This is a genomic window from Thiomicrorhabdus sp. Milos-T2 (genome assembly GCF_000702325.1).
Lineage (GTDB): Bacteria > Pseudomonadota > Gammaproteobacteria > Thiomicrospirales > Thiomicrospiraceae > Thiomicrorhabdus.
The window spans coordinates 977,705-997,904 of the sequence record NZ_KL370891.1; the positions used below are offsets into that span (position 1 = coordinate 977,705).

General features: G+C 38.1%; 19 protein-coding genes and 1 pseudogene. 15 read left to right on the forward strand and 5 right to left on the reverse strand.

The window, feature by feature from the left end; translation table 11 throughout:
- The 4 genes and pseudogenes from BS34_RS12195 to BS34_RS0104340 all read right to left on the reverse strand — a co-directional run.
- Positions 1-1,047, reverse strand: a pseudogene (locus BS34_RS12195) (IS4 family transposase); the annotation flags it as partial.
- Between the two features lie 193 nt (positions 1,048-1,240).
- Positions 1,241-1,510, reverse strand: coding sequence for an IS3 family transposase (locus BS34_RS13215; protein WP_029407320.1), 270 nt, complete (start codon positions 1,508-1,510; stop codon positions 1,241-1,243).
- Positions 1,511-1,569: 59 nt separating this feature from the next.
- Complete coding sequence (locus BS34_RS0104330; RefSeq protein ID WP_029407321.1) at positions 1,570-1,896, reverse strand: transposase; 327 nt, start codon at positions 1,894-1,896, stop codon at positions 1,570-1,572.
- Positions 1,897-2,191: 295 nt separating this feature from the next.
- Complete coding sequence (locus BS34_RS0104340) at positions 2,192-3,478, reverse strand: GGDEF domain-containing protein (protein WP_029407322.1); 1,287 nt, start codon at positions 3,476-3,478, stop codon at positions 2,192-2,194.
- Positions 3,479-3,847: 369 nt separating this feature from the next.
- Here BS34_RS0104340 and BS34_RS0104345 point away from each other — a divergent pair, with 369 nt between their 5' ends.
- The 7 genes from BS34_RS0104345 (at position 3,848) to dapB (ending at position 10,261) form a co-directional block, all read left to right on the forward strand.
- Positions 3,848-4,021: a ParD-like family protein gene (locus tag BS34_RS0104345; RefSeq protein ID WP_233993138.1), complete on the forward strand. Its 174-nt coding sequence runs from the start codon at positions 3,848-3,850 to the stop codon at positions 4,019-4,021.
- Between the two features lie 28 nt (positions 4,022-4,049).
- A complete protein-coding gene (locus BS34_RS0104350) occupies positions 4,050-4,427 on the forward strand; it encodes a type II toxin-antitoxin system RelE/ParE family toxin (protein WP_084151559.1) in 378 nt (125 codons plus the stop codon).
- Between the two features lie 71 nt (positions 4,428-4,498).
- The gene (locus BS34_RS0104355) at positions 4,499-4,855 is read left to right on the forward strand and encodes a DUF167 domain-containing protein (RefSeq protein WP_084151560.1); all 357 of its coding nucleotides are present in this window, start codon (positions 4,499-4,501) and stop codon (positions 4,853-4,855) included.
- A gap of 290 nt (positions 4,856-5,145) precedes the next feature.
- Positions 5,146-5,730, forward strand: a complete 585-nt coding sequence (gene grpE, locus BS34_RS0104360) for a nucleotide exchange factor GrpE (protein ID WP_029407326.1) — start codon at positions 5,146-5,148, stop codon at positions 5,728-5,730.
- A 223-nt stretch (positions 5,731-5,953) separates the two neighbouring features.
- Complete coding sequence (gene dnaK / locus BS34_RS0104365; protein ID WP_029407327.1) at positions 5,954-7,873, forward strand: molecular chaperone DnaK; 1,920 nt, start codon at positions 5,954-5,956, stop codon at positions 7,871-7,873.
- Between the two features lie 281 nt (positions 7,874-8,154).
- The gene (dnaJ, locus tag BS34_RS0104370; RefSeq protein WP_029407328.1) at positions 8,155-9,330 is read left to right on the forward strand and encodes a molecular chaperone DnaJ; all 1,176 of its coding nucleotides are present in this window, start codon (positions 8,155-8,157) and stop codon (positions 9,328-9,330) included.
- Between the two features lie 130 nt (positions 9,331-9,460).
- The gene (gene dapB / locus BS34_RS0104380) at positions 9,461-10,261 is read left to right on the forward strand and encodes a 4-hydroxy-tetrahydrodipicolinate reductase (RefSeq protein WP_029407329.1); all 801 of its coding nucleotides are present in this window, start codon (positions 9,461-9,463) and stop codon (positions 10,259-10,261) included.
- Positions 10,262-10,397: 136 nt separating this feature from the next.
- Here dapB and msrA read toward each other — a convergent pair whose 3' ends face one another.
- Positions 10,398-11,732, reverse strand: coding sequence for a peptide-methionine (S)-S-oxide reductase MsrA (gene msrA / locus BS34_RS0104385; protein WP_029407330.1), 1,335 nt, complete (start codon positions 11,730-11,732; stop codon positions 10,398-10,400).
- 203 nt (positions 11,733-11,935) lie between these two features.
- Between msrA and BS34_RS0104390 the strand changes: the two genes are divergently transcribed.
- From BS34_RS0104390 to BS34_RS0104420, 8 genes are all read left to right on the forward strand, one after another.
- The gene (locus BS34_RS0104390; RefSeq protein ID WP_029407331.1) at positions 11,936-12,430 is read left to right on the forward strand and encodes a C40 family peptidase; all 495 of its coding nucleotides are present in this window, start codon (positions 11,936-11,938) and stop codon (positions 12,428-12,430) included.
- Positions 12,431-12,872: 442 nt separating this feature from the next.
- Positions 12,873-14,006: a glutamine-hydrolyzing carbamoyl-phosphate synthase small subunit gene (gene carA / locus BS34_RS0104395; protein WP_029407332.1), complete on the forward strand. Its 1,134-nt coding sequence runs from the start codon at positions 12,873-12,875 to the stop codon at positions 14,004-14,006.
- A gap of 18 nt (positions 14,007-14,024) precedes the next feature.
- A complete protein-coding gene (carB, locus tag BS34_RS0104400) occupies positions 14,025-17,240 on the forward strand; it encodes a carbamoyl-phosphate synthase large subunit (protein WP_029407333.1) in 3,216 nt (1,071 codons plus the stop codon).
- A 71-nt stretch (positions 17,241-17,311) separates the two neighbouring features.
- Complete coding sequence (locus tag BS34_RS12955; RefSeq protein WP_158660973.1) at positions 17,312-17,464, forward strand: hypothetical protein; 153 nt, start codon at positions 17,312-17,314, stop codon at positions 17,462-17,464.
- A gap of 120 nt (positions 17,465-17,584) precedes the next feature.
- Positions 17,585-18,061, forward strand: coding sequence for a transcription elongation factor GreA (gene greA / locus BS34_RS0104405; protein WP_029407334.1), 477 nt, complete (start codon positions 17,585-17,587; stop codon positions 18,059-18,061).
- A gap of 227 nt (positions 18,062-18,288) precedes the next feature.
- Positions 18,289-18,762: a DUF4149 domain-containing protein gene (locus BS34_RS0104410; protein WP_029407335.1), complete on the forward strand. Its 474-nt coding sequence runs from the start codon at positions 18,289-18,291 to the stop codon at positions 18,760-18,762.
- A 132-nt stretch (positions 18,763-18,894) separates the two neighbouring features.
- Positions 18,895-19,251 (forward strand): hypothetical protein, encoded by a 357-nt coding sequence (locus BS34_RS0104415; protein WP_029407336.1) that lies wholly within the window; start codon positions 18,895-18,897, stop codon positions 19,249-19,251.
- A 117-nt stretch (positions 19,252-19,368) separates the two neighbouring features.
- On the forward strand, positions 19,369-20,181 hold the full coding sequence (locus BS34_RS0104420; protein WP_029407337.1) for a ferritin-like domain-containing protein: 813 nt from the start codon (positions 19,369-19,371) through the stop codon (positions 20,179-20,181).
- Positions 20,182-20,200: the final 19 nt, after the last annotated feature.

Here is a 20,200-nt window from a genome sequence, read left to right on the forward strand (position 1 = left end):
TTAATTTCTCACCAAGCCTAAACTCATTTGGGGCCTCACGTTTTCTACATTAGGTGGTGGCTTCAAAAGTTCTATTAACGGCCTTCTAATAAATAGATTCATTTGTAGTAATCTTAAAATCTGCTGAAAACTCTTTTTCGATCCTGATTGAAACTTAAGAAAAGCGATAATCAAATAAACACATAATGCGGCCATGATTTGAGTCATTACCGCATTTTTAGAGTTACCTAAAAAAGCTTTGATTTTTAGATTTTGTTTGATCCATTTAAAGAAGAGTTCTACCTGCCAACGCTCTTTATATATATCTGCAATTGTCTGAGCTGACCAGTTCATTTGATTGGTAATAAACTGATAATCTTTTTGCGTGACGGGGTCGTAATAATTCACTAAGCGAATAGCGGGTAAGTTTTCTCTAAGGGATTTCTGTCCAGTGTATTCAATGATCTGATCAGAAATAATGTTTAAGTTTTTTGTCGTCGGTAACGTTTTTACAACTTTATACTTTGCATTGCCTCGGATTCTTGTTACCCATACCAACCCTTTTGAACTCAAGGCTTTGTGCCAGCTGAAGTTGTTATAACCTTTGTCAAAAACGAGTACACTTCCCTTTGGAAACTTCCATAAATCAACTTGTTTCATTTCAGACTCTTTGGCTCCTGTTAAGGATGCAAAAGCTGGGATAAGGCCATCATGATCAAGTCCAATATGCAGTTTCATGGCTGATTTTTTCTTATTGTAATCCGCCCATGGAAAAAGCTTCATGGAAAGATCAATAAGAGAACCATCCAACGAGAATAGCTTTGATTTGAATCTGAAATTATGTTTTGGTGAGTGCTGAGAGCATTGTTTGTAAAGCTTAGAAAACAAGTCAGAATAGAACTGATAATCTAGCTTTTCATTGGCTCGACTGAATGTCGTGCGTTTTATTTTTTGGCTGCCTAAATGATATTGCTGTTGGGGTTGTGACTCTATTGTGGCTTCAATATCTCGAAGGCTATGGCGTGCACCTATCTGGCCAATCGCCAAGGCTGCAAATTGAGACCAGCGACTTAAAGCGTCACTTCGTCATTTCCCATCATGAATGCTTGAAAGCTTTTCAAATTCAAGTCTCGGAAACATTTTTAAGACTTGTGATAATACTGTATTATGAAAGCTCATAGTCTGAATCCTCTGTTATTACATATGTTTGGTGGTACTTACATTGTAACAATCTGTATGGATTCAGGCTTTTTCATTTTAGCTAAGTGGGACAGCAGTGGATTTTAGCCCTTTTATGCTTGATTGACGTATTGGCATAAAGCCCATTTTCTCTCATCATTTTGGCGACTTTGTTTAGGCGAATAGAAATGTTGTTTGCTTTAAGCTCTTTATAGACTCTAGGCGAACCATAGTTTCTACGGCCCGCTTTATAGGCTTCAATAATTTTCATCAAAAGATAATTGTTCTGCTTACTTCTGAGACTCACAGGTGCTTTTTTCCAGTGATAAAAGCCACTTTTGGATACATCCATGCACTGACAAAGTAGTTCAATAGGGTAAAAAGTTTGTTGCTGTGCAATAAACTTAAACCTTAATCCTTTTCGTCCTCGAAGTAAGCTTGAGCCTTTTTTAGAATTTCATTCTCCATGGCTGCAAGTTTAAGTTCTTTTTGGAGACGATTATTTTCTTTAATTAATTCAGAGACAGTCAGTTGGCGGTGGTCTGAATCTTCGTCAGTGGCGGTTCTCTTAAACGCTTTGCTTTGTTTAGTATCCAATTGCTGTCTCCATTTGTATATCATATTACGACGAATTCCGAGATCTCGTGCGAGATGAGCAATTACTGTATCAGGTTGACTGGCAAGGCGTATAGTTTCGAGTTTAAACTCTTTGGTAAATGCGGTGTATTTTCGGTTCATTTGTAGACTCCAAATAGTAATATTTAGTGTCCAGTTTTTTGGGGGAACCTCAGTACCCTTTAATTTGTTTTATTTAATATAACGTATTGAAAATAAACAGTAAATATAGTTTTTGGCAATAAAAAGGGTACTGACCCCTTTAACTATAAACAGGTTCTTATGCATTTTTTTGTTTTAAGACTTCTAGCTTTTTCAGCTGTTTTTTCCTTCCAGTAATTTTTCTGAAGTTGCTACACACTCAATTTCAATCAATGAGGGCAAAGCCATTTTTTGTAGGGTTAACTCGTAGTAGACTTTAGTTCTGAATTTGGTTTTTTCCATTGTTTTTAGACTGATAGAGTTTGGAATCAACCTCTTGGATAAGGGTTTCATAAGTCTCTACTTTTCTTTGGCTGTACTCTTTTATACCAATGCTGCAGGTACAATTAAAACTAATTTCTTCGTTAAATAAAAAATCAGTTTGATTAAATTCTGTTTGAATTTTTTGACAAATATCATTTGCTTGAGCTTTATTGGCCTGTTTTAGCAATATGGCAAACTCATCACCCCCAATACGGAATCCATAATCTGAGTTTCGTATGCCGCGTTCAATCAGTGAGCCCATCATTTCTAATACTTTGTCGCCTGAGTAATGACCGTAATGGTCATTAATGTGTTTAAAATCGTCTAAATCCAAGTAAGCAATACTAAAGCAGTAGTTAGGGTCTCTATTTGCGAATGAAATCTCTTTACGAATAATATCTTCAAAAGAGTCTTTTCTAAAAAGATGCGTCAAACTATCAAGACGCATATCGCTAATTACTTTGCTGGCGTACTCAAACGTGATGGCATTATTGAGCATAAAAGCAAGCTTATAAATGCTGAGTAATGAGTTGTAGAGTGGCAATATTTCTAAATATTCTTCACGTTTTAGAAAGAAAAATAGATTTTCAGTATTGATAATGACGCGTTTTTCCATTTCAGTAAAAAAACGTTGTTTTTCAGGGGTTAAAAAACGAATAAATGGTGCCCAATCGTATAAAAATTCATGCGATAAGTCGTGATTTTCGCTGTCATTTTTGCTAATAGCAATTAATAAGTTTTTTAACCACTCTAGCTTTTTAAAAATGACTTCTTTAGGTAAATAGTGGTTATCAATGGCTTTTGCTTGATCTAAAAAAAGATCTAAATCTTTTTCGTCTTCTTCAAGCATTTTGTTGAGATAACCTTTTGCTGTAAAGGCACGCATAATTTTAAAGTATTCAAATATTTCATCCATTAATTCATGGCAAGGTTCGGCTTTTTGGGAGCTAACAATAAAATGCTCTTCAAGTATTTCTGTTGCCTTAATAAAGTCAATATAAGGTACGCGAATTTTATAATGAAATTCCCCCAATTGAATGTAATTTCGCTTGAGTTCTTCTTTTCCTAAATGGAGAGTTTGTAAGAAGTGTGATTTTTGTTTAACGATCAACTCTTTAATTTGTTCATTAGAATCAAAAAATACCGACATTCTTTCATTATTTAGCATGGCATCGTAAAACGTCTCAAAAGAAGGGTCGATGTACTTTTTAATTTCTTGTAATCGTTTAAATTGAGGCATGTTAAATAGTCTTTACGTTTTTTAAATATATTAGAATCAATTTGTCTATCATAGAGGTTTTTTTCTTACGAAAGTATATATTTTACAATTTAAATAATAAAGAGACCTTTTCACCCAAGGGCATAAACACGAGAGTATGTATGAGTAAAAAAGGTTTTAGGTACCCCTGAGGGTAAAAATTCATCTGAATTTTATTGCAATCTTCATGAAAACGAAGGTTACCAAGAAAACGGGACGCTACCCTTGTTCATTAGAATAAAAACAAGGATTACCAGGCCTGGTAGCCTTTGTCTTTTAGTAAACTTGAAGCAAGATGCTACAATTTGTAGTGGTTAAAGTTTAAAGGAGAGTAGTATCGCAACGTCAAGCGTGCGTTTAGATCAATCCTTGGTTGAGAAGGCGAATATCTGGGGTAAGGCACACCACCGTACCACACCTAAACAAATTGAATATTGGGCTAAGATTGGCGAGATTATGGAAGACAATCCCGACTGGCCTTTTTCTTTTGTGCAGCAGGCTTTATTGGCTCAGTCCGAGCGATAGGCATGCAAGTTGGAACCGTTTGATTTAGATGCGTGAGTTGCAGTTATTACAGACGCCAAGTTTTAAAAAGGCTTTTAAAAAACTGCACGCCAACCAGCAGGCTGAAGTCAAAGAAGCGATTCGCTATTTAAAGAACAACTCAGAAGTGGGTGAACAGAAAAAAGGTGATTTGCGTTTTTTACGAGTTTATAAGTTTAAGAGGGTTGGCCAGTTAACCTTGCTTGGTTATGTTTCTGAGCAAGAGCGTTTAGTCTTGGAGTTATTAGGATTGTTGACTTTAGGAAGTCACGAAAACTTTTACCGTGATTTAAAGCAATCTTATGCAATCTTAAGCAATCTTAAGACCTTTCATTTAGTGGATTACCTTATATTAAATTCTACCTATATTAAAATAGACTTATATTAAAACTATGCCTCAAAAGGCGAGTGCTCTTAAAAGACTTTCACGTCACAAAAATTCATAAAGGATATATTTTAATGGCAAGGAATAAAAATCATAAAAACCAAACTGCAAACGAGTCAGAAAAAATTGTAAAAGACCCAAATGCTTTTTGTTGGTATGAAGATGATATTTTAGTTTTAAACGTTTTGGGAACGCCAAGTGCCAAAAGAGATGTTATTGGTAAGCCCAAAGCTAATCAACTGAAAATAAGTGTAACGGCTAAGCCGGTAGCGGGAAGAGCGACTGATCATATGGTTAAATTTCTTTGTCGTGAATTTGGGGTAAATAAGTCAGATATAGAGGTTGTTTTTGGCCGAATGAATGTTAATAAACAGCTACGTATAAAAGACCCTAAAACTCTCCCATCGGTTATTGCCAAAGCCTTGGCTTAAAAAGCCAAAGCATATAATTGTGGTTTGTTATTTTGGGTATAGGTATTTAATGATTAATTAAACAAATCTTTTAACCACGAAGACACGAAAGAACGAAGGCATGAAGATTTCTAATATCTAATACCAACTTTAATTTATTGAATAACCAAGCTAAACGTAATAAATTAATCGTTTAATTTTCTATCTTTACCAGGCCTGGTAAATTGATTTAAAAAAAATCCTTTTTTGCCTTGAATTACTCAGGGCTATCCCTTATAAAACTTCCGACTAGAAATTTACTGGAGATAACCATGTCTGAAAAAGAGCAAAAAATGAATGATGACGTAAATGCAGAAACTGTTGAAAATCAAACGGCAGAAGAGACTTTACAGCAGGCTGAAGAAGCATTAGAAAATGCGCAAGAAGCGGTTCAAGATGATATTGCCGCTTTATTAGAAGAAGCAAAAGCTGAAGCACAAAAGCATAAAGATATGGCTTTACGTGTGCAAGCAGATATGGAAAACTTGCGTCGTCGTACCCGTTTAGATGTAGAAGGTGCTCATAAATATGCTTTAGAAAAGTTTGTTAATGCGTTAATTCCGGCAATGGACTCTATGGAAATGGGAATGGAAGCCGCTGCAAAAGAGGGTGCGACCATTGAGAGTATTAGCGAAGGCGTAGAGATGACGTTTAAGCAGTTAATTGACGTTTTACAAGAGTTTAATGTTGAGCGAGTAGACCCGACAGGTGAAAAGTTTGACCCTCAGCTGCATGAAGCAATGACCATGATTCCATCTCCTGATCACGAAAGTAATACCGTAATAGATACTATTCAAAAAGGATACACGTTAAATGAACGTTTAGTTCGTGCAGCTCGTGTAATCGTTGCTCAGTAAGCATTGTTGTGCGGTGAATTTTTCAGCGAAAGTTAGGTAAGTAAGACTTTCTGCTGAAATTAGTAAAAAAAATCAAATTTAGACTTGAAAGCATTTTTAACAGCCTTATATACAAGTCAACAAACAATTTAAACATTATTTTAAGAATTAACTTTTGACCCGACTTGGTGAAATTAAATTGACCAGGCCTGGTAACTTAAGTTTGCAATTTGGAGTGAATCAAATGGCTAAAATTATTGGTATCGATTTAGGAACAACCAACTCATGTGTGGCAGTAATGGAAGGGAAAGACGTTAAAGTTATTCCTAATGCTGAAGGTGTAAGAACTACACCGTCTATTATTGGTTACACGGCTGACGGTGAAGTTTTAGTGGGTGATTCTGCTAAACGTCAAGCGGTAACTAACCCAGAAAATACTATTTTTGCAATCAAGCGTTTAATCGGTCGTCGTTCAGATGATGCGGTTGTTGCTAAAGATAAGGATATGGTTCCTTATGCAATCGTAGCCGCTGATAACGGTGATGCTTGGGTTGAAGTGAATGGTAAGAAATTATCTCCTCAAGAAGTGTCTGCAAAAACATTAATTAAAATGAAGACTACTGCTGAAGATTATCTTGGTCATGAAGTGACTGAAGCGGTGGTAACGGTTCCTGCTTACTTTAACGATGCACAGCGTCAAGCGACTAAAGATGCGGGTAAAATTGCTGGTTTAGAAGTTAAGCGTATTATTAACGAACCAACGGCCGCTGCACTTGCGTACGGTATGGATAAAGCGACTGGCGATAGTAAAATTGCCGTATATGACTTAGGTGGTGGTACTTTCGATATCTCTATCATTGAAGTTGCAGACTTAGACGGTGAGAAGCAAGTAGAAGTACTTTCTACCAACGGTGACACTTTCTTGGGTGGTGAAGATTTCGATAACGTAATCGTTGAACATATTGCTGAAGAATTCATGAAAGATCAGAATGTTGATATTAAATTAGACAAGTTGGCTTTACAGCGTGTTCGTGAAGCAGCAGAGAAAGCAAAAATTGAGCTTTCTTCTCGTGAGCAAACAGACATCAACCTACCTTATGTTACTGCTGATGCAACCGGTCCAAAACACTTAAACATGAAAATTACTCGTGCTAAGTTTGAGTCTTTAATTGAAGACTTAGTTAAGCGTTCAATTGAACCATGTAAAATGGCTCTTAAAGATGCAGGTCTTTCTGCTTCTGAAATTGACGATGTTATTTTGGTGGGTGGATCAACTCGTGTGCCAATGGTACAAGCAGCGGTTAAAGAGTTCTTTGGTAAAGAGCCACGTAAAGATGTAAACCCTGATGAAGCCGTAGCTATTGGTGCAGCGATTCAAGGTGGTGTACTTTCTGGTGATGTTAACGATGTACTTCTATTAGACGTTACTCCTCTATCTCTAGGTATTGAGACAATGGGTGGTGTAATGACTAAGCTGATTGAGAAGAACACAACTATCCCAACACGTAAGTCACAAGTATTCTCTACTGCTGAAGATAACCAGTCTGCCGTTACAATTCACGTTGTTCAAGGTGAACGTGAAATGGCTTCTGGAAACAAGTCTCTTGGTCAGTTTAACCTAGATGAGATTCCACCAGCACAACGTGGTATGCCTCAAATTGAAGTAACATTTGATATTGATGCAAACGGTATCTTGAATGTGTCTGCTAAAGATAAGAATACAGGTAAAGAGCAACATATTACTATCCAAGCTTCATCTGGTCTTTCTGAGGACGAAGTTGAAGCAATGGTTAAAGATGCAGAAGCTCACGCTGAAGAAGATGCAAAACTAAAAGAGCTAGTTGAAGCACGTAACCAAGCAGATGCGATGGTTCACGCAACTAATAAAATGGTTAAAGATGCTGGCGATTCTGTTGATGCAGCGGAAAAAGAAGCGATTGATACAGCAATTAAAGCCGTAGAAGAAGCCATTAAAGGTGACGATAAGGCTGCAATTGAAGATTCAGTTGCTAAATTAGCTGAAGCAAGTCAATCAGTTGCTCAAAAAGCACAAGCACAGCAGCAAGCGGGCGGTGCAGAAGCTCAAGAGCAAGGTTCAACAGACAATGCAGATGACGATATTGTCGATGCAGAGTTTGAAGAAGTGAATGACGATAAGAAGTAATTCTTAGCGATAACCACTAAGGCACGAAGACACTAAGTTTTGATGGGTTTATTTTAAATTTATCAAAATGGAAAGGTCTTCGTGCTTTTCTATTTAAAACAATAAGTTTGTATCCGAAAAAACGCTTTTAATCAGTGCTCTTGATAAAAAGATGATTAAGAATTTTTTTGATATTAATTTCAATAACATATCGCTGAGTTTAACTAAACCTAATTTTTTCTTCGAGTCTTCGTGACTTTGTGGTTAAAAAAGATATGAATAAAACGTAAAACGAGAGATCGATGAGTAAAACCTGTTACTACGAAATCCTATCCGTTTCCAAAACGGCATCTGAAGGTGAGATTAAAAAAGCCTATCGCAAAATGGCGATGAAATATCATCCTGATCGTAACCCTGGTGATGCTGAAGCTGAAAATAAATTTAAAGAAGCCGCTGAAGCTTATGAGGTTTTGTCTGATGCACAAAAACGCGCTACTTATGATCAGTTTGGTCATGCTGGTTTAGAAGGCGGTGCAGGTGGCCACGGTGGTGGATTTGGCGGTGGTGGTTTCGGCGATGCGTTTGGGGATATCTTTGGCGATATTTTTGGCGGCGGTTTTGGCGGCCAACGTGGGCCACAGCCAGGTCAAGATTTACAATATGAGCTTGAAGTTTCGCTTGAAGATGCGGTAGCGGGTACAACGGTTGATATTCGTATTCCGACTAAAGATGTTTGTGATGCGTGTGATGGTTCTGGTGCGGAACCGGGCAGTTCTGTAGAAACCTGCCCAACTTGTCATGGTGCTGGTCAAGTGCGAATGCAACAAGGTTTCTTTGCCGTTAATCGTGCATGTCCAAGTTGTCATGGTTCAGGTAAATTAATTAAGACGCCATGTAAAAAGTGTCATGGTGAAGGCTATACTCACGATAATAAAACCTTGTCAGTTAAAATTCCTGCGGGAGTGGACAACGGTGATCGTATTCGTCTACAAGGCGAAGGTGAAGCTGGCGAGCCTGGTGCACCACGCGGTGATTTATATGTGCGTATTCGCGTCAAAAAGCATGCTATTTTTGAACGTGATGGTAATACTCTCTATTGTGAACTGCCGATTGGTTTTGCAACCGCTGCCCTAGGGGGTTCAATTGATGTGCCTACTTTAGGTGGTAAAGCTAATTTGAAAATTCCAGCGGGAACTCAGTCGGGACAACGCTTTAAATTAACCGGTAAAGGTGTTAAATCGGTACGTTCATCTCACATGGGAGATATGGTAGTTTTAGTTAATATTGAAACACCGGTTAAGTTAACGTCTCGTCAAAAAGAGTTATTACAAGAGTTTGATGAAAGCCTGCAAGGTAAGCATCATAAACAGCACAGTCCTCAGGCACATAGCTTTTTTGATTCAGTTAAATCGTTTTTTACGGGCGATGATGACGATGATAAAAAATCCAAAAAAGATAAAGATGAGCCTTGGAATTAGTAGAATACTGGACAAGCAAACTTAAAGAGAACTTGCTAAGAGGTGGTTTTGCGAATAAAAATGGTTTTTATCACCTTTTCTTTCGCGCCACATTTGTGCAAAGGTCTCTTGAAATCGTAAAGGATAATAGATGAGAGTAGCAATTATTGGCGCTTCAGGTCGCATGGGAAAAAACCTAATTGATGCGGTCAATCAAACTCAAGGGTTAACGGTAAGCGCTGCAATTGAGCGACCAGATAGCTCACTAATTGGTGCAGATGCCGGTGAATTGGCCGGTGTTGGTAAGTTAGGGGTTGCTGTTGTTGGTTCGATTGAATCGGTTGTGGATGACTTTGATGTGTTAATTGATTTTACCTCTCCAAAGGTCACCGAGCATAACCTTGATGTTTGTATCGCTCACAATAAAAAAATTGTGATTGGAACGACGGGGTTTGATGATGCAGGCCTGGCTGCAATTGATAAAGCCGCTGAAAGTATTGCGGTTATTTTTGCCGCCAACTTTAGTGTTGGGGTTAACCTTTGTTTAAAACTATTAAAACAAGCGGCTGAAGTGTTGGATGAAGGCTACGATGTAGAGGTTATTGAAGGTCATCATCGTCATAAAGTGGATGCTCCATCAGGAACGGCTTTACGTATGGGTGAAGTGGTGGCTGATACTTTGGGTCGTGATTTAAAAGAGTGTGCAGTTTATGGTCGAGAAGGTATTACTGGCGCACGTGATCCTAAAACCATTGGTTTTGCGACGGTGCGAGCTGGAGATATTGTAGGTGACCATACGGTGTTATTTGCCACAGAAGGCGAGCGTGTAGAGATTACGCACAAAGCATCTAGCAGAATGACATTTGCTAATGGAGCGGCGCGTTCTTGTAATTGGATTGCAAATAAAGACAAAGGGTTGTTTGATATGCAGGATGTTTTGAATTTGCGTTAATTCAAGTTTGCGTTAATCTAAAGTAAAACTGTATTTTAATAATGCAGTGTGACTTATTCCTTTAAAAGGTATTCAATTCTTGTGATTGAATACCTTTTTTGTTTTTATCGGCACAAATTAAATTCTATGAACCGAATTATTCCTTTTTATCAGGTACAAATTTTAAAACATTACCGTTAATACAGTAACGCTTATAGGTTGGGGCTGGGCCGTCGTTGAATACATGGCCTAAATGAATTCCTGAGCTTGCACTGCGAACTTCTACTCTTGCCATGCCCATACTATTATCGGTATGTTCGGTAATAGCGCCTTTTACGGGGTTAAAGAAGCTTGGCCATCCTGTTCCACTTTTAAATTTAGTGTCACTTCTAAATAATTTAGCCCCAGTTATTGGGTCAACAAAATATCCAGGTCGGGTCTCATCTAAATGCGACCCTGTGAAAGGCATTTCTGTGCCTTCTTCAAATGCGATTTTGCGTTGTTCAGGAGTGAGAAGTCTAAATCCTAACCATTTCCAAAATCTTGCTTTATCTCCGTTATAACCGGTAAAGCGCGAAACTTCTTTGCCATCTTCAAATAACACGATAGTGGGTGTCGCAAAAAGTGCTTTTGCTAATTTCCAATCTTTTGGAGGATTAGGATTTAAAGTTGCAACAACGGGTACTTCAGATTTCCAGGTGTTGAGTATATCAGCCTTAAATTTTTTACAATAAGGACATTCTTCGGCTTCAAATACAATTAATTGACGTTGTTTATTGAGATCGCTTGCTTTGAGTTGAGGGTGTTTTTTGGTTTCAGAACCCGGGTAAGCGACGCCTGTTCCCCCTAAGCCACAATAGCCATTAGGGTTCTTTTTAAGGTAGTCTTGGTGGTACTCTTCAGCGGCAATATAGTTAATTAAAGGCGCAATTTCAGTGGTGATTTTGGGGAAGCCTGCATTGCTTAATGCCTTTTGGTAAATGGCTTGAGTTTCTTCAGCTAGGTTTTTTTCAGCATCGGTTTGGTAGTAGATAACGCTGCGGTAATTTGACCCCATATCATTACCTTGACGATTACCTTGGGTAGGGTTATGGCTCTCCCAAAATTTAATGAGAATGGTTTTTAAATTGACCATTGACGGGTTGTAGGTCACTTTGATGACTTCTGCATGGTTACGTTTGTTAGATAATCCCATCTGAATTTTCTGTTCAAGTCCGAGTATGTCTCTATAGCCGGCCTTTTTGTCGTCTCCGCCAGCATAACCACTCTCTACATCAATGACGCCAGGTATTTCAGACATGCGTTTTTCAGCCCCCCAAAAGCAACCCATACCTAACACAATGGTTTTACTCTCAATTTGTGTGTCCATCATGTCATTTTGATTTTCCATGTCAGGCTCCTTTGCACAGCCAGGTAAACTAAGTGTGAGTGGAATAAATAGGGTAAGCAGCCATTTTGAAAGCGTGCTTGTTGTTAAGTTTAATAAGTGCATGGATGATATCCTTAATATGTTTTTAATTGTTCTAGCATCATAATAGACAGCTTATTTTAAAATTTCTTACTAAAAAAATTTAAACTCCATGATTGCTTCATGATTTTAGGAGCGTCCATAATAAAAGTGACGTTTTACATTTTTTATAAAGCCTTGATAGAATGAAAGAATAGTTTGTTAACGAGAGATATGAAGTGTTATTAGTGAATAACCAATTTTTAGCGGTGGTTTTGTGTTTTTTGTTAGCAACGTTAAGTGGTTGTTCAAGCACACCGAATAAATCCTCTTCGTCTTTTAAGCTCGCAAAGCCCGTTAATCTTAGTGATTCCAGTAAGGTGAAAAGTCTTGTGTTATCACAATATAGACTGTGGAAAGGAACGCCTTATGAATATGGAGGCACAGACTTAAATGGAGTGGATTGTTCGGCCTTTGTGCAGAATACGTACCGCACTAAATTAGGTTATCAACTTCCAAGAACAACTCGTACTCAAATTAAATTAGGGCACAGAGTGTCAAAAAATAAATTAAAAATAGGCGATATTGTGTTTTTTAAAACAGGACGTCATTCATTACATAACGGTATTTATATAGGAAACTCTAAATTTATTCATGCGTCATCCAGCAAGGGTGTTACTATTTCTAATTTAGAAAATCGCTACTGGCAAAAAACGTATTACACCTCTAAACGTATTCGTTAATTTTATTTAATCAACTATTTGTATGCTTAAATCTTGCTTAAATCTTGTTCTAATCCAGTTTGAATTTACCTAGTTTGGTAGATAGTTTTACTTGCTGTTTAGCTTTAATTAAATAGTAAGTTTAAATTAACCAGGCCTGGTTAAATTAAAAGCGAAAAATGACCCGTAAATACAAATCTTAAAACTAACTAAATGCTGAATTTATGCGGTGATTAATATAGACTTTGTAAAGCTTATGAAGTACAATCCGCGTTATTAATTTTTGCGACTGAAATTAAGCAGTTATTGGCAATTTACGGAGTATTTAGCGGGAATGATTAAGGTCATTTAGCAACAGAAAACGGAGTGAGTCTTCTATGAAGGCTGGCTCCGTTTTTTTGTATGCGCCGTAAATAATGTGCGAATACTTAAAAATTTCAATTCACTTTGGATGGATGAATCAATGACACAGGCTTTGCTGGCATTAGAAGACGGTACCCTTTTTTGGGGAACTTCACTAGGTGCAGAAGGGGAAACGACAGGGGAGGTTGTTTTTAACACTTCTTTGACGGGTTACCAAGAAATCTTAACGGATCCTTCTTACTTTAAACAAATTGTTACTTTAACTTACCCTCATATTGGTAATGTTGGTGTTAATGCTGAAGATGAAGAATCTTCAGCTATTATGGCACAGGGGTTGGTGATTAAAGATTGCCCTCCATTAATGAGTAACTTTCGTGCTGAAAAATCTTTGCCTGAATATCTAAAAGAGCAAAATGTGGTTGCTATTGCAGATATTGATACCCGTAAATTAACACGTATTTTGCGTGATAAAGGTGCTCAGTCTGGTGTGATTGTTGCCGGTGAAAATATTGATGCTGAACAAGCGGTTGCCAAAGCAAAAGCGTTTAGTGGTCTTAAAGGTTTGGATTTGGCTAAAGAAGTCACTACTGCCGAAACCTATGTTTGGACAGAAGGTTCTTGGTCTTTAGGTGAAGGACATGCAGATTGTTCTGCCAATAATGATTTTCATGTAGTCGCTTATGACTATGGCGTTAAGCGTAACATCCTGCGCATGATTGCCGACCGTGGTTGCAAATTAACTGTTGTACCAGCAAAAACGCCAGCCGAAGAGGTATTAGCCATGAATCCAGATGGTGTTTTCTTATCGAATGGTCCTGGTGATCCAGAACCCTGTGATTACGCCATTGAAGCTATTCAAAAAGTACTAGAAACAGAAGTGCCTGTTTTTGGTATTTGCTTAGGTCACCAGTTATTGGCATTAGCCAGTGGCGCTAAAACGGTAAAAATGAAGTTTGGTCATCACGGTGCTAACCATCCAGTACAAAATGTGGATAGCAAAAAAGTGATGATTACTTCTCAGAACCACGGTTTTGCTGTTGATGGTGAAACCTTGCCAAGTAATCTAAAAGCAACGCATAAATCATTGTTTGATGGGTCTTTACAAGGTATCTCTCGTACAGATAAGTCTGCATTTAGTTTTCAGGGACATCCAGAAGCAAGCCCTGGCCCGCATGATGTAGCGCCTTTGTTTGACCAGTTTATTGATAATATTAAAAACGCGAAAAACGCATAACGGATAGTAGGAATTAGAATGCCAAAAAGAAGTGATATAAAAAGTATTATGATTATTGGTGCTGGCCCTATTATTATCGGTCAAGCATGCGAATTTGATTACTCTGGAGTTCAGGCGTGTAAAGCGCTTAAAGAAGAAGGCTATCGAGTCATCTTGGTTAACTCAAACCCAGCCACTATTATGACTGACCCTGAAATGGCGGATGCTACTTACATTGAGCCCATTGAGTGGAAGACCGTTGAAACCATTATTGCTAAAGAACGTCCAGATGCGATTTTGCCAACAATGGGTGGGCAAACTGCTCTTAACTGTGCGTTAGACCTAGATGAAAAGGGTGTATTAGCAAAATACGGTGTGGAGTTAATTGGGGCTAATGCCGATGCCATTGATAAGGCTGAAAACCGAGATCGTTTCCGTCAAGCCATGACTAAAATTGGTTTGGATATGCCTAAGTCTGATGTGGCTCATAATATGGAAGAAGCTTGGGCTATTCAAGCTACGGTTGGTTTTCCAACGGTTATTCGTCCATCGTTTACATTGGGGGGGTCAGGTGGTGGTATTGCCTATAACAAACAAGAGTTTGAACAAATTTGTAAGTTTGGTCTAGATTTGTCTCCAACTAAAGAACTTTTGGTTGAAGAGTCTATTGAAGGCTGGAAAGAGTACGAAATGGAAGTGGTTCGAGACAAAAATGATAATGCTATCATTGTTTGTTCTATCGAAAACTTAGACCCTATGGGTGTGCATACAGGTGACTCAATTACGGTTGCACCGGCTCAAACCTTAACCGACAAAGAATATCAAATTATGCGTAATGCTTCGTTAGCGGTATTGCGTGAAATTGGGGTAGAAACCGGTGGTTCTAACGTTCAGTTCTCTATTCACCCAGAAACGGGTCGTATGATTATTATCGAAATGAACCCTCGTGTTTCTCGTTCGTCGGCATTAGCTTCAAAAGCAACCGGTTTTCCAATTGCTAAAATTGCCTCTAAATTGGCAGTAGGTTATACGCTAGACGAATTATCAAATGATATTACTAATGGAGCGACTCCCGCTTCTTTTGAACCGACTATTGATTATGTCGTGACAAAGGTTCCGCGCTTTACGTTTGAAAAATTCCCACAAGCTCAAGATCGTCTGTCAACGCAAATGAAATCAGTAGGTGAAGTCATGGCAATGGGCCGTAACTTCCAAGAGTCTATTCAAAAAGCATTACGTGGTTTGGAAACAGATAAATCTGGTTTTGATGAAATCATGCCTTTAGCCAGTATGGCTGAAAAAGATGTAAAAGATAAACTTCGTCAAGAATTACGCAACCCTGGTGCTCAACGTCTTTGGTATGTAGCAGATGCTTTCCGTGCCGGCTGGGATTTAGAAGCGGTATTTGAAAGCTCTAAAATTGATCCATGGTTCTTGTCACAAATTAAAGAACTGATTGATATGGAAGATGATATCAAACAGCGTGGTTTAGATGCCTTAGATGAAACGTACTTACGTAATCTAAAACGTAAGGGTTTCTCTGATAATCGTTTAGCTAAACTTTTAGCTACGGATGCGGCATTTGTTCGTAAGTTCCGTCATACTCTTAATATTCGTCCTGTCTTTAAACGTGTGGATACTTGCGCGGCTGAATTTGAAACGTCTACTGCCTATATGTATTCAACATACGATGAAGAATGTGAAGCGCAGCCAACTGATAACGATAAAATCATGATTTTAGGTGGTGGTCCAAACCGTATCGGTCAAGGTATTGAATTTGACTATTGCTGTGTACACGCGGCAATGGCTATGCGTGAAGATGGTTACGAAACTATTATGGTTAACTGTAACCCTGAAACAGTTTCTACGGATTATGACACTTCAGACCGTCTGTATTTTGAGCCATTAACACTGGAAGATGTACTTGAAATTGTGGAAGTTGAACAGCCTAAAGGTGTGATTGTTCAGTATGGTGGTCAAACACCACTTAAATTGGCCGAAGACCTAGAAGCGGCAGGGGTTCCAATTGTAGGAACCTCTCCAGAGTCTATCGATTTAGCTGAAGACCGTGAGCGTTTTCAGAAGATTCTAAACGATAATGATTTACTGCAACCGCCAAACCGCACCGCAACCAATGCTGATGAAGCTGCAATTCTTGCAAAAGAGATTGGTTATCCATTAGTGGTTCGTCCTTCTTATGTATTAGGTGGGCGTGGTATGGAAATTGTGTATGACGAAGAAAATCTTATGCGTTATATGCAAGCCGCTATTGATGTTTCTAATGAATCTCCAGTATTACTTGACCGCTTTTTAGATGATGCTGTTGAGTTGGATGTTGATGCTATCTGTGATGGTGAGCAGGTTGTCATTGGTGGTATTATGGAGCACATCGAACAAGCGGGTATTCACTCTGGTGATTCAGCTTGTTCATTACCGCCTTACAGTATCTCTGCTGAGATACAAGATCGTATTCGTGTTCAAGTTGAAAAAATGGCTCATGCTTTAGGTGTAGTTGGTTTAATGAATACTCAGTTTGCCGTTAAAGGTGATGATATTTATGTACTAGAAGTTAACCCGCGTGCTTCACGTACGGTTCCTTTTGTATCAAAAGCCATTGGTAATCCATTAGCTAAAATTGCAGCACGTTGTATGGTAGGTCAAAAACTATCTGAACAAGGTTTTACATCTGAGATTAAACCTGAGCATTACTCGGTTAAAGAAGCGGTTTTCCCATTTATTAAATTCTTGGGTGTAGATCCTATTCTTGGGCCAGAAATGAAATCGACAGGTGAAGTTATGGGTGTAGGTGAAAACTTTGCACAAGCTTACTCAAAAGCTTCATTAGCAGCAGGAACGGTTCTACCTCGTACGGGTACGGCATTCTTAAGTGTGCGCAAAGCCGATCGTGAACATGTAGTGGATTTAGCTAAGTTATTAATTAAAAAAGGGTTTAACGTTGTTGCAACACGAGGAACAGCAACGTCTTTAACTGAAGCTGGCATTGAATGTGAAACCGTTAACAAGGTGACAGAAGGTCGTCCAAATATTGTTGACTCCATCATGAATGAAGAAATTGCTTTAATCGTTAATACATCAGATGGTTCAGTTAGTATTCAAGATTCTTCGAGTATTCGTCGTGAAGCTTTAATGCACAAAACCTGCTATACAACGACTATTGCCGGAGCTTTTGCAATGGTAGCCGCTATGGATTATTTAGATGATCAACCTGTAACTCGTTTACAAGATATTCACTAAATTCACCTTAAACAAACCAAACGCCAAAGTTCTAAATTATTGAACTTTGGCGTTTTAGGTTTTAAAGGGCTTTGTCACTATACAATCAATATCGTTTTGAAGTTAAGCAAAGCTCTCAATATGAGACCTTTGCACGAGAGTATGCACGAGTAAAAATGGTTAAAACTTACCTGGTTTTTGTTGTACCCCAAGGGTACTTCCGTTGGGCGACAACTTGCGAATAGCTAGCTATTCCCTGCGTTTTCCGCCGCAATCAGGCAAATTTTCCCTCATTTTTCTTTCGCACCTATCTCATGCAAAGGTCTCAATGTAAAAAATAAATAAAATGAAAAGGATATGATGTTATGCAAAAACATCCTATGACAAAAGAAGGTGCGGATGCACTTCAGGCGGAACTTAATAAACTAAAAAAAGAAGATCGTCCGCGTATTACACAGGCTATTGCTGATGCTCGAGAACATGGCGATTTAAAAGAAAATGCTGAATATCATGCCGCGCGTGAACAGCAAGGTTTGGTTGAAGCTCGTGTTAGTCAAATTGAAGGCCAGCTTTCAAATGCACAAGTCATTGATGTAACAAAATTGACGCCAAATGGAAAAATTGTCTTTGGTGCGACTGTCACGGTTTTAAACCTAGATACGGATGACGAGCTAACCTACAAGATTGTTGGTAATGAAGAGGCTGATGTTAAGCTAAACAAGATTTCTGTTAACTCTCCCATTGCTCGAGCACTCATTGGGAAAGAAGAGGGTGATGAGGTTGTGGTTAAAGCACCTAGCGGAAATATTGATTATGAAATCGTAGAAATACAATACATTTAGGTAATTAGATAACTTTGCGAGACCTTTGCATTTATCTTGAGCAAAGTTCTCAATTAATATGAATTATCTTAAATTGGTTTTTACTTAGTTGAATAACTATGTAACCAGGTCTGAAACCTACCAGGCCTGGTTTTTTTATAATTAAGTTTGGTTAATTACTAGCGTTGATGCGTTGAATAGGAATCTCTTGAATTCAAGTCTTAATAGAAAAGCCAATAGGAAGTCCAATGAGTAAATTAAGTGTTATTAGGTCAATCTCAAACTATTACACAATAAGTCTTATTGTTTATAGTGCTTTACTCAGTTTGTTATTAAGTATGGGTTATTTAGTCACTCCGGTTTTATTTGCCAGTTTAAGTTCAAAACTAGCGGGATTCATAGCAGGTTTTCTCTTTAGTATTTCGGGCTATATTTTAGTGGTTACTTTACTGCTCTTAATGGTTTGGCGTTTGTCGGTAAGAAGAGTGGCGTTCTCGGTTATTTTTGATTCTATTTCATTATTGTTAATGGGTATTTTGTTGTGGTTAGTTGCTCCATGGATGGCAGAGATTAAAGCGAAATATCCCAAAGGGTTAGATGATACGGCGGCAGATTGGTCTCTTTTTGCCAGTTTGCATGGTGTCTATCAGTTGGGTTATCTTATTGTTATTATTATGCTTATACTCTCTATATTTAAAACACTTAAGGTAATGAAGGCTTAGATATCTAAGTGATAAAAAATGTTTATAAGCATTTCATTATTTTCTAATTCGAATAGGCTTGCAATTTGAATTAAAAACCGTCAGAATTGACGAGTTACAGCGAAAAATTAAAACCTCGGAGTTTATTTAAAAATGAAAAACTTAACACTTAAAGCATTATTCATTTCTGCAATCGCGGCAATGTCTATGAATGCTCAAGCTGCAGATGATGTATATAGTCAGTGTATTACTGATGCTGAAAATGTAATTGCTACGGCACTTAAAGAAGGTTCTACTGCTGCACAAGCTTTAGAGCAAAAAACTGAAGTTGCAGCATGTATGGCTGAATTGACTAAAATTGAAGCTAAATATGGCGATAAAACGGTAGGTGTTAACCCTTCTTCAGTTATGACTCCTGAAGACCGCGCTAAGTGGGCTAAATTGTTTGATGCAGTTGATGCTAAACAATATAAAGGTGTTCGTTACCTTCAGGCAACTTACTACCGTTAATTTGGTATTAAGTGTCCTATAAAAAACCGGCTTTAAAGCCGGTTTTTTTGTTTTAAAGAGTGACGTTTTAATGGCGTTATTTATGTTTATCCTCTGTAATGATCTCACAATACTGTTATGAAAAAGTCCAATACTAAAAATCTGTTTGAAGCTGTCTATGCCTGTTTGATGGAGTCAGATTTAAACCTAAAAGTACAGCAACTCTCACAATTGCAAGAAGATTGGGCAAATGAGTTATTTGATTTATCACCAACTAAAAATGTGTTTAGAGTAAAAGATGCGGGTCGTCCGCTAAAACCTGATTTAGTACCGCCAAAAGACTTACCACGTCGTCGTTTAGGGTCAAAAGAGGGGCATGCTTCTTTAATGCACTCTATTGCTCATATAGAATTTAATGCGGTTAATTTAGCTTTAGATGCTATCTACCGTTTTCAAGAGATGCCGTATGAGTATTATCGTGATTGGTTGGGAGTTGCGGGTGAAGAAGCCTATCATTTTCAAATGGTACGAGAACATCTGAATAGCCTAGGTTATGAGTATGGTGATATGCCTGCACATGATGGCTTATGGATGACAACTTATGAAACGGATCACGACTCTTTAATTCGCATGGCATTGGTTCCTAGAACGCTTGAAGCCAGAGGTTTAGATGTTACCCCTCCAATGATAAGCAAGTTGCGCTCTATTGGAGATAAACGAGGTGTTGAAATTTTAAAAATTTTACTACGTGATGAGATTGGTCATGTAGAGGTGGGAACCCGTTGGTTTAGATATTTATGTGATCAACGTGATTTGAATCCATTTGAAGCTTTTCAAACGATTATACGCGATTATTTTCATGGTGATTTAAGAGGCCCATTTAATTTTGAAGCTCGACAGCAAGCCGGTTTTTCTGATGAAGAAATTGAATGGTTAAAGACTATAAAATAGAGTACCGACCCTCTCGTGA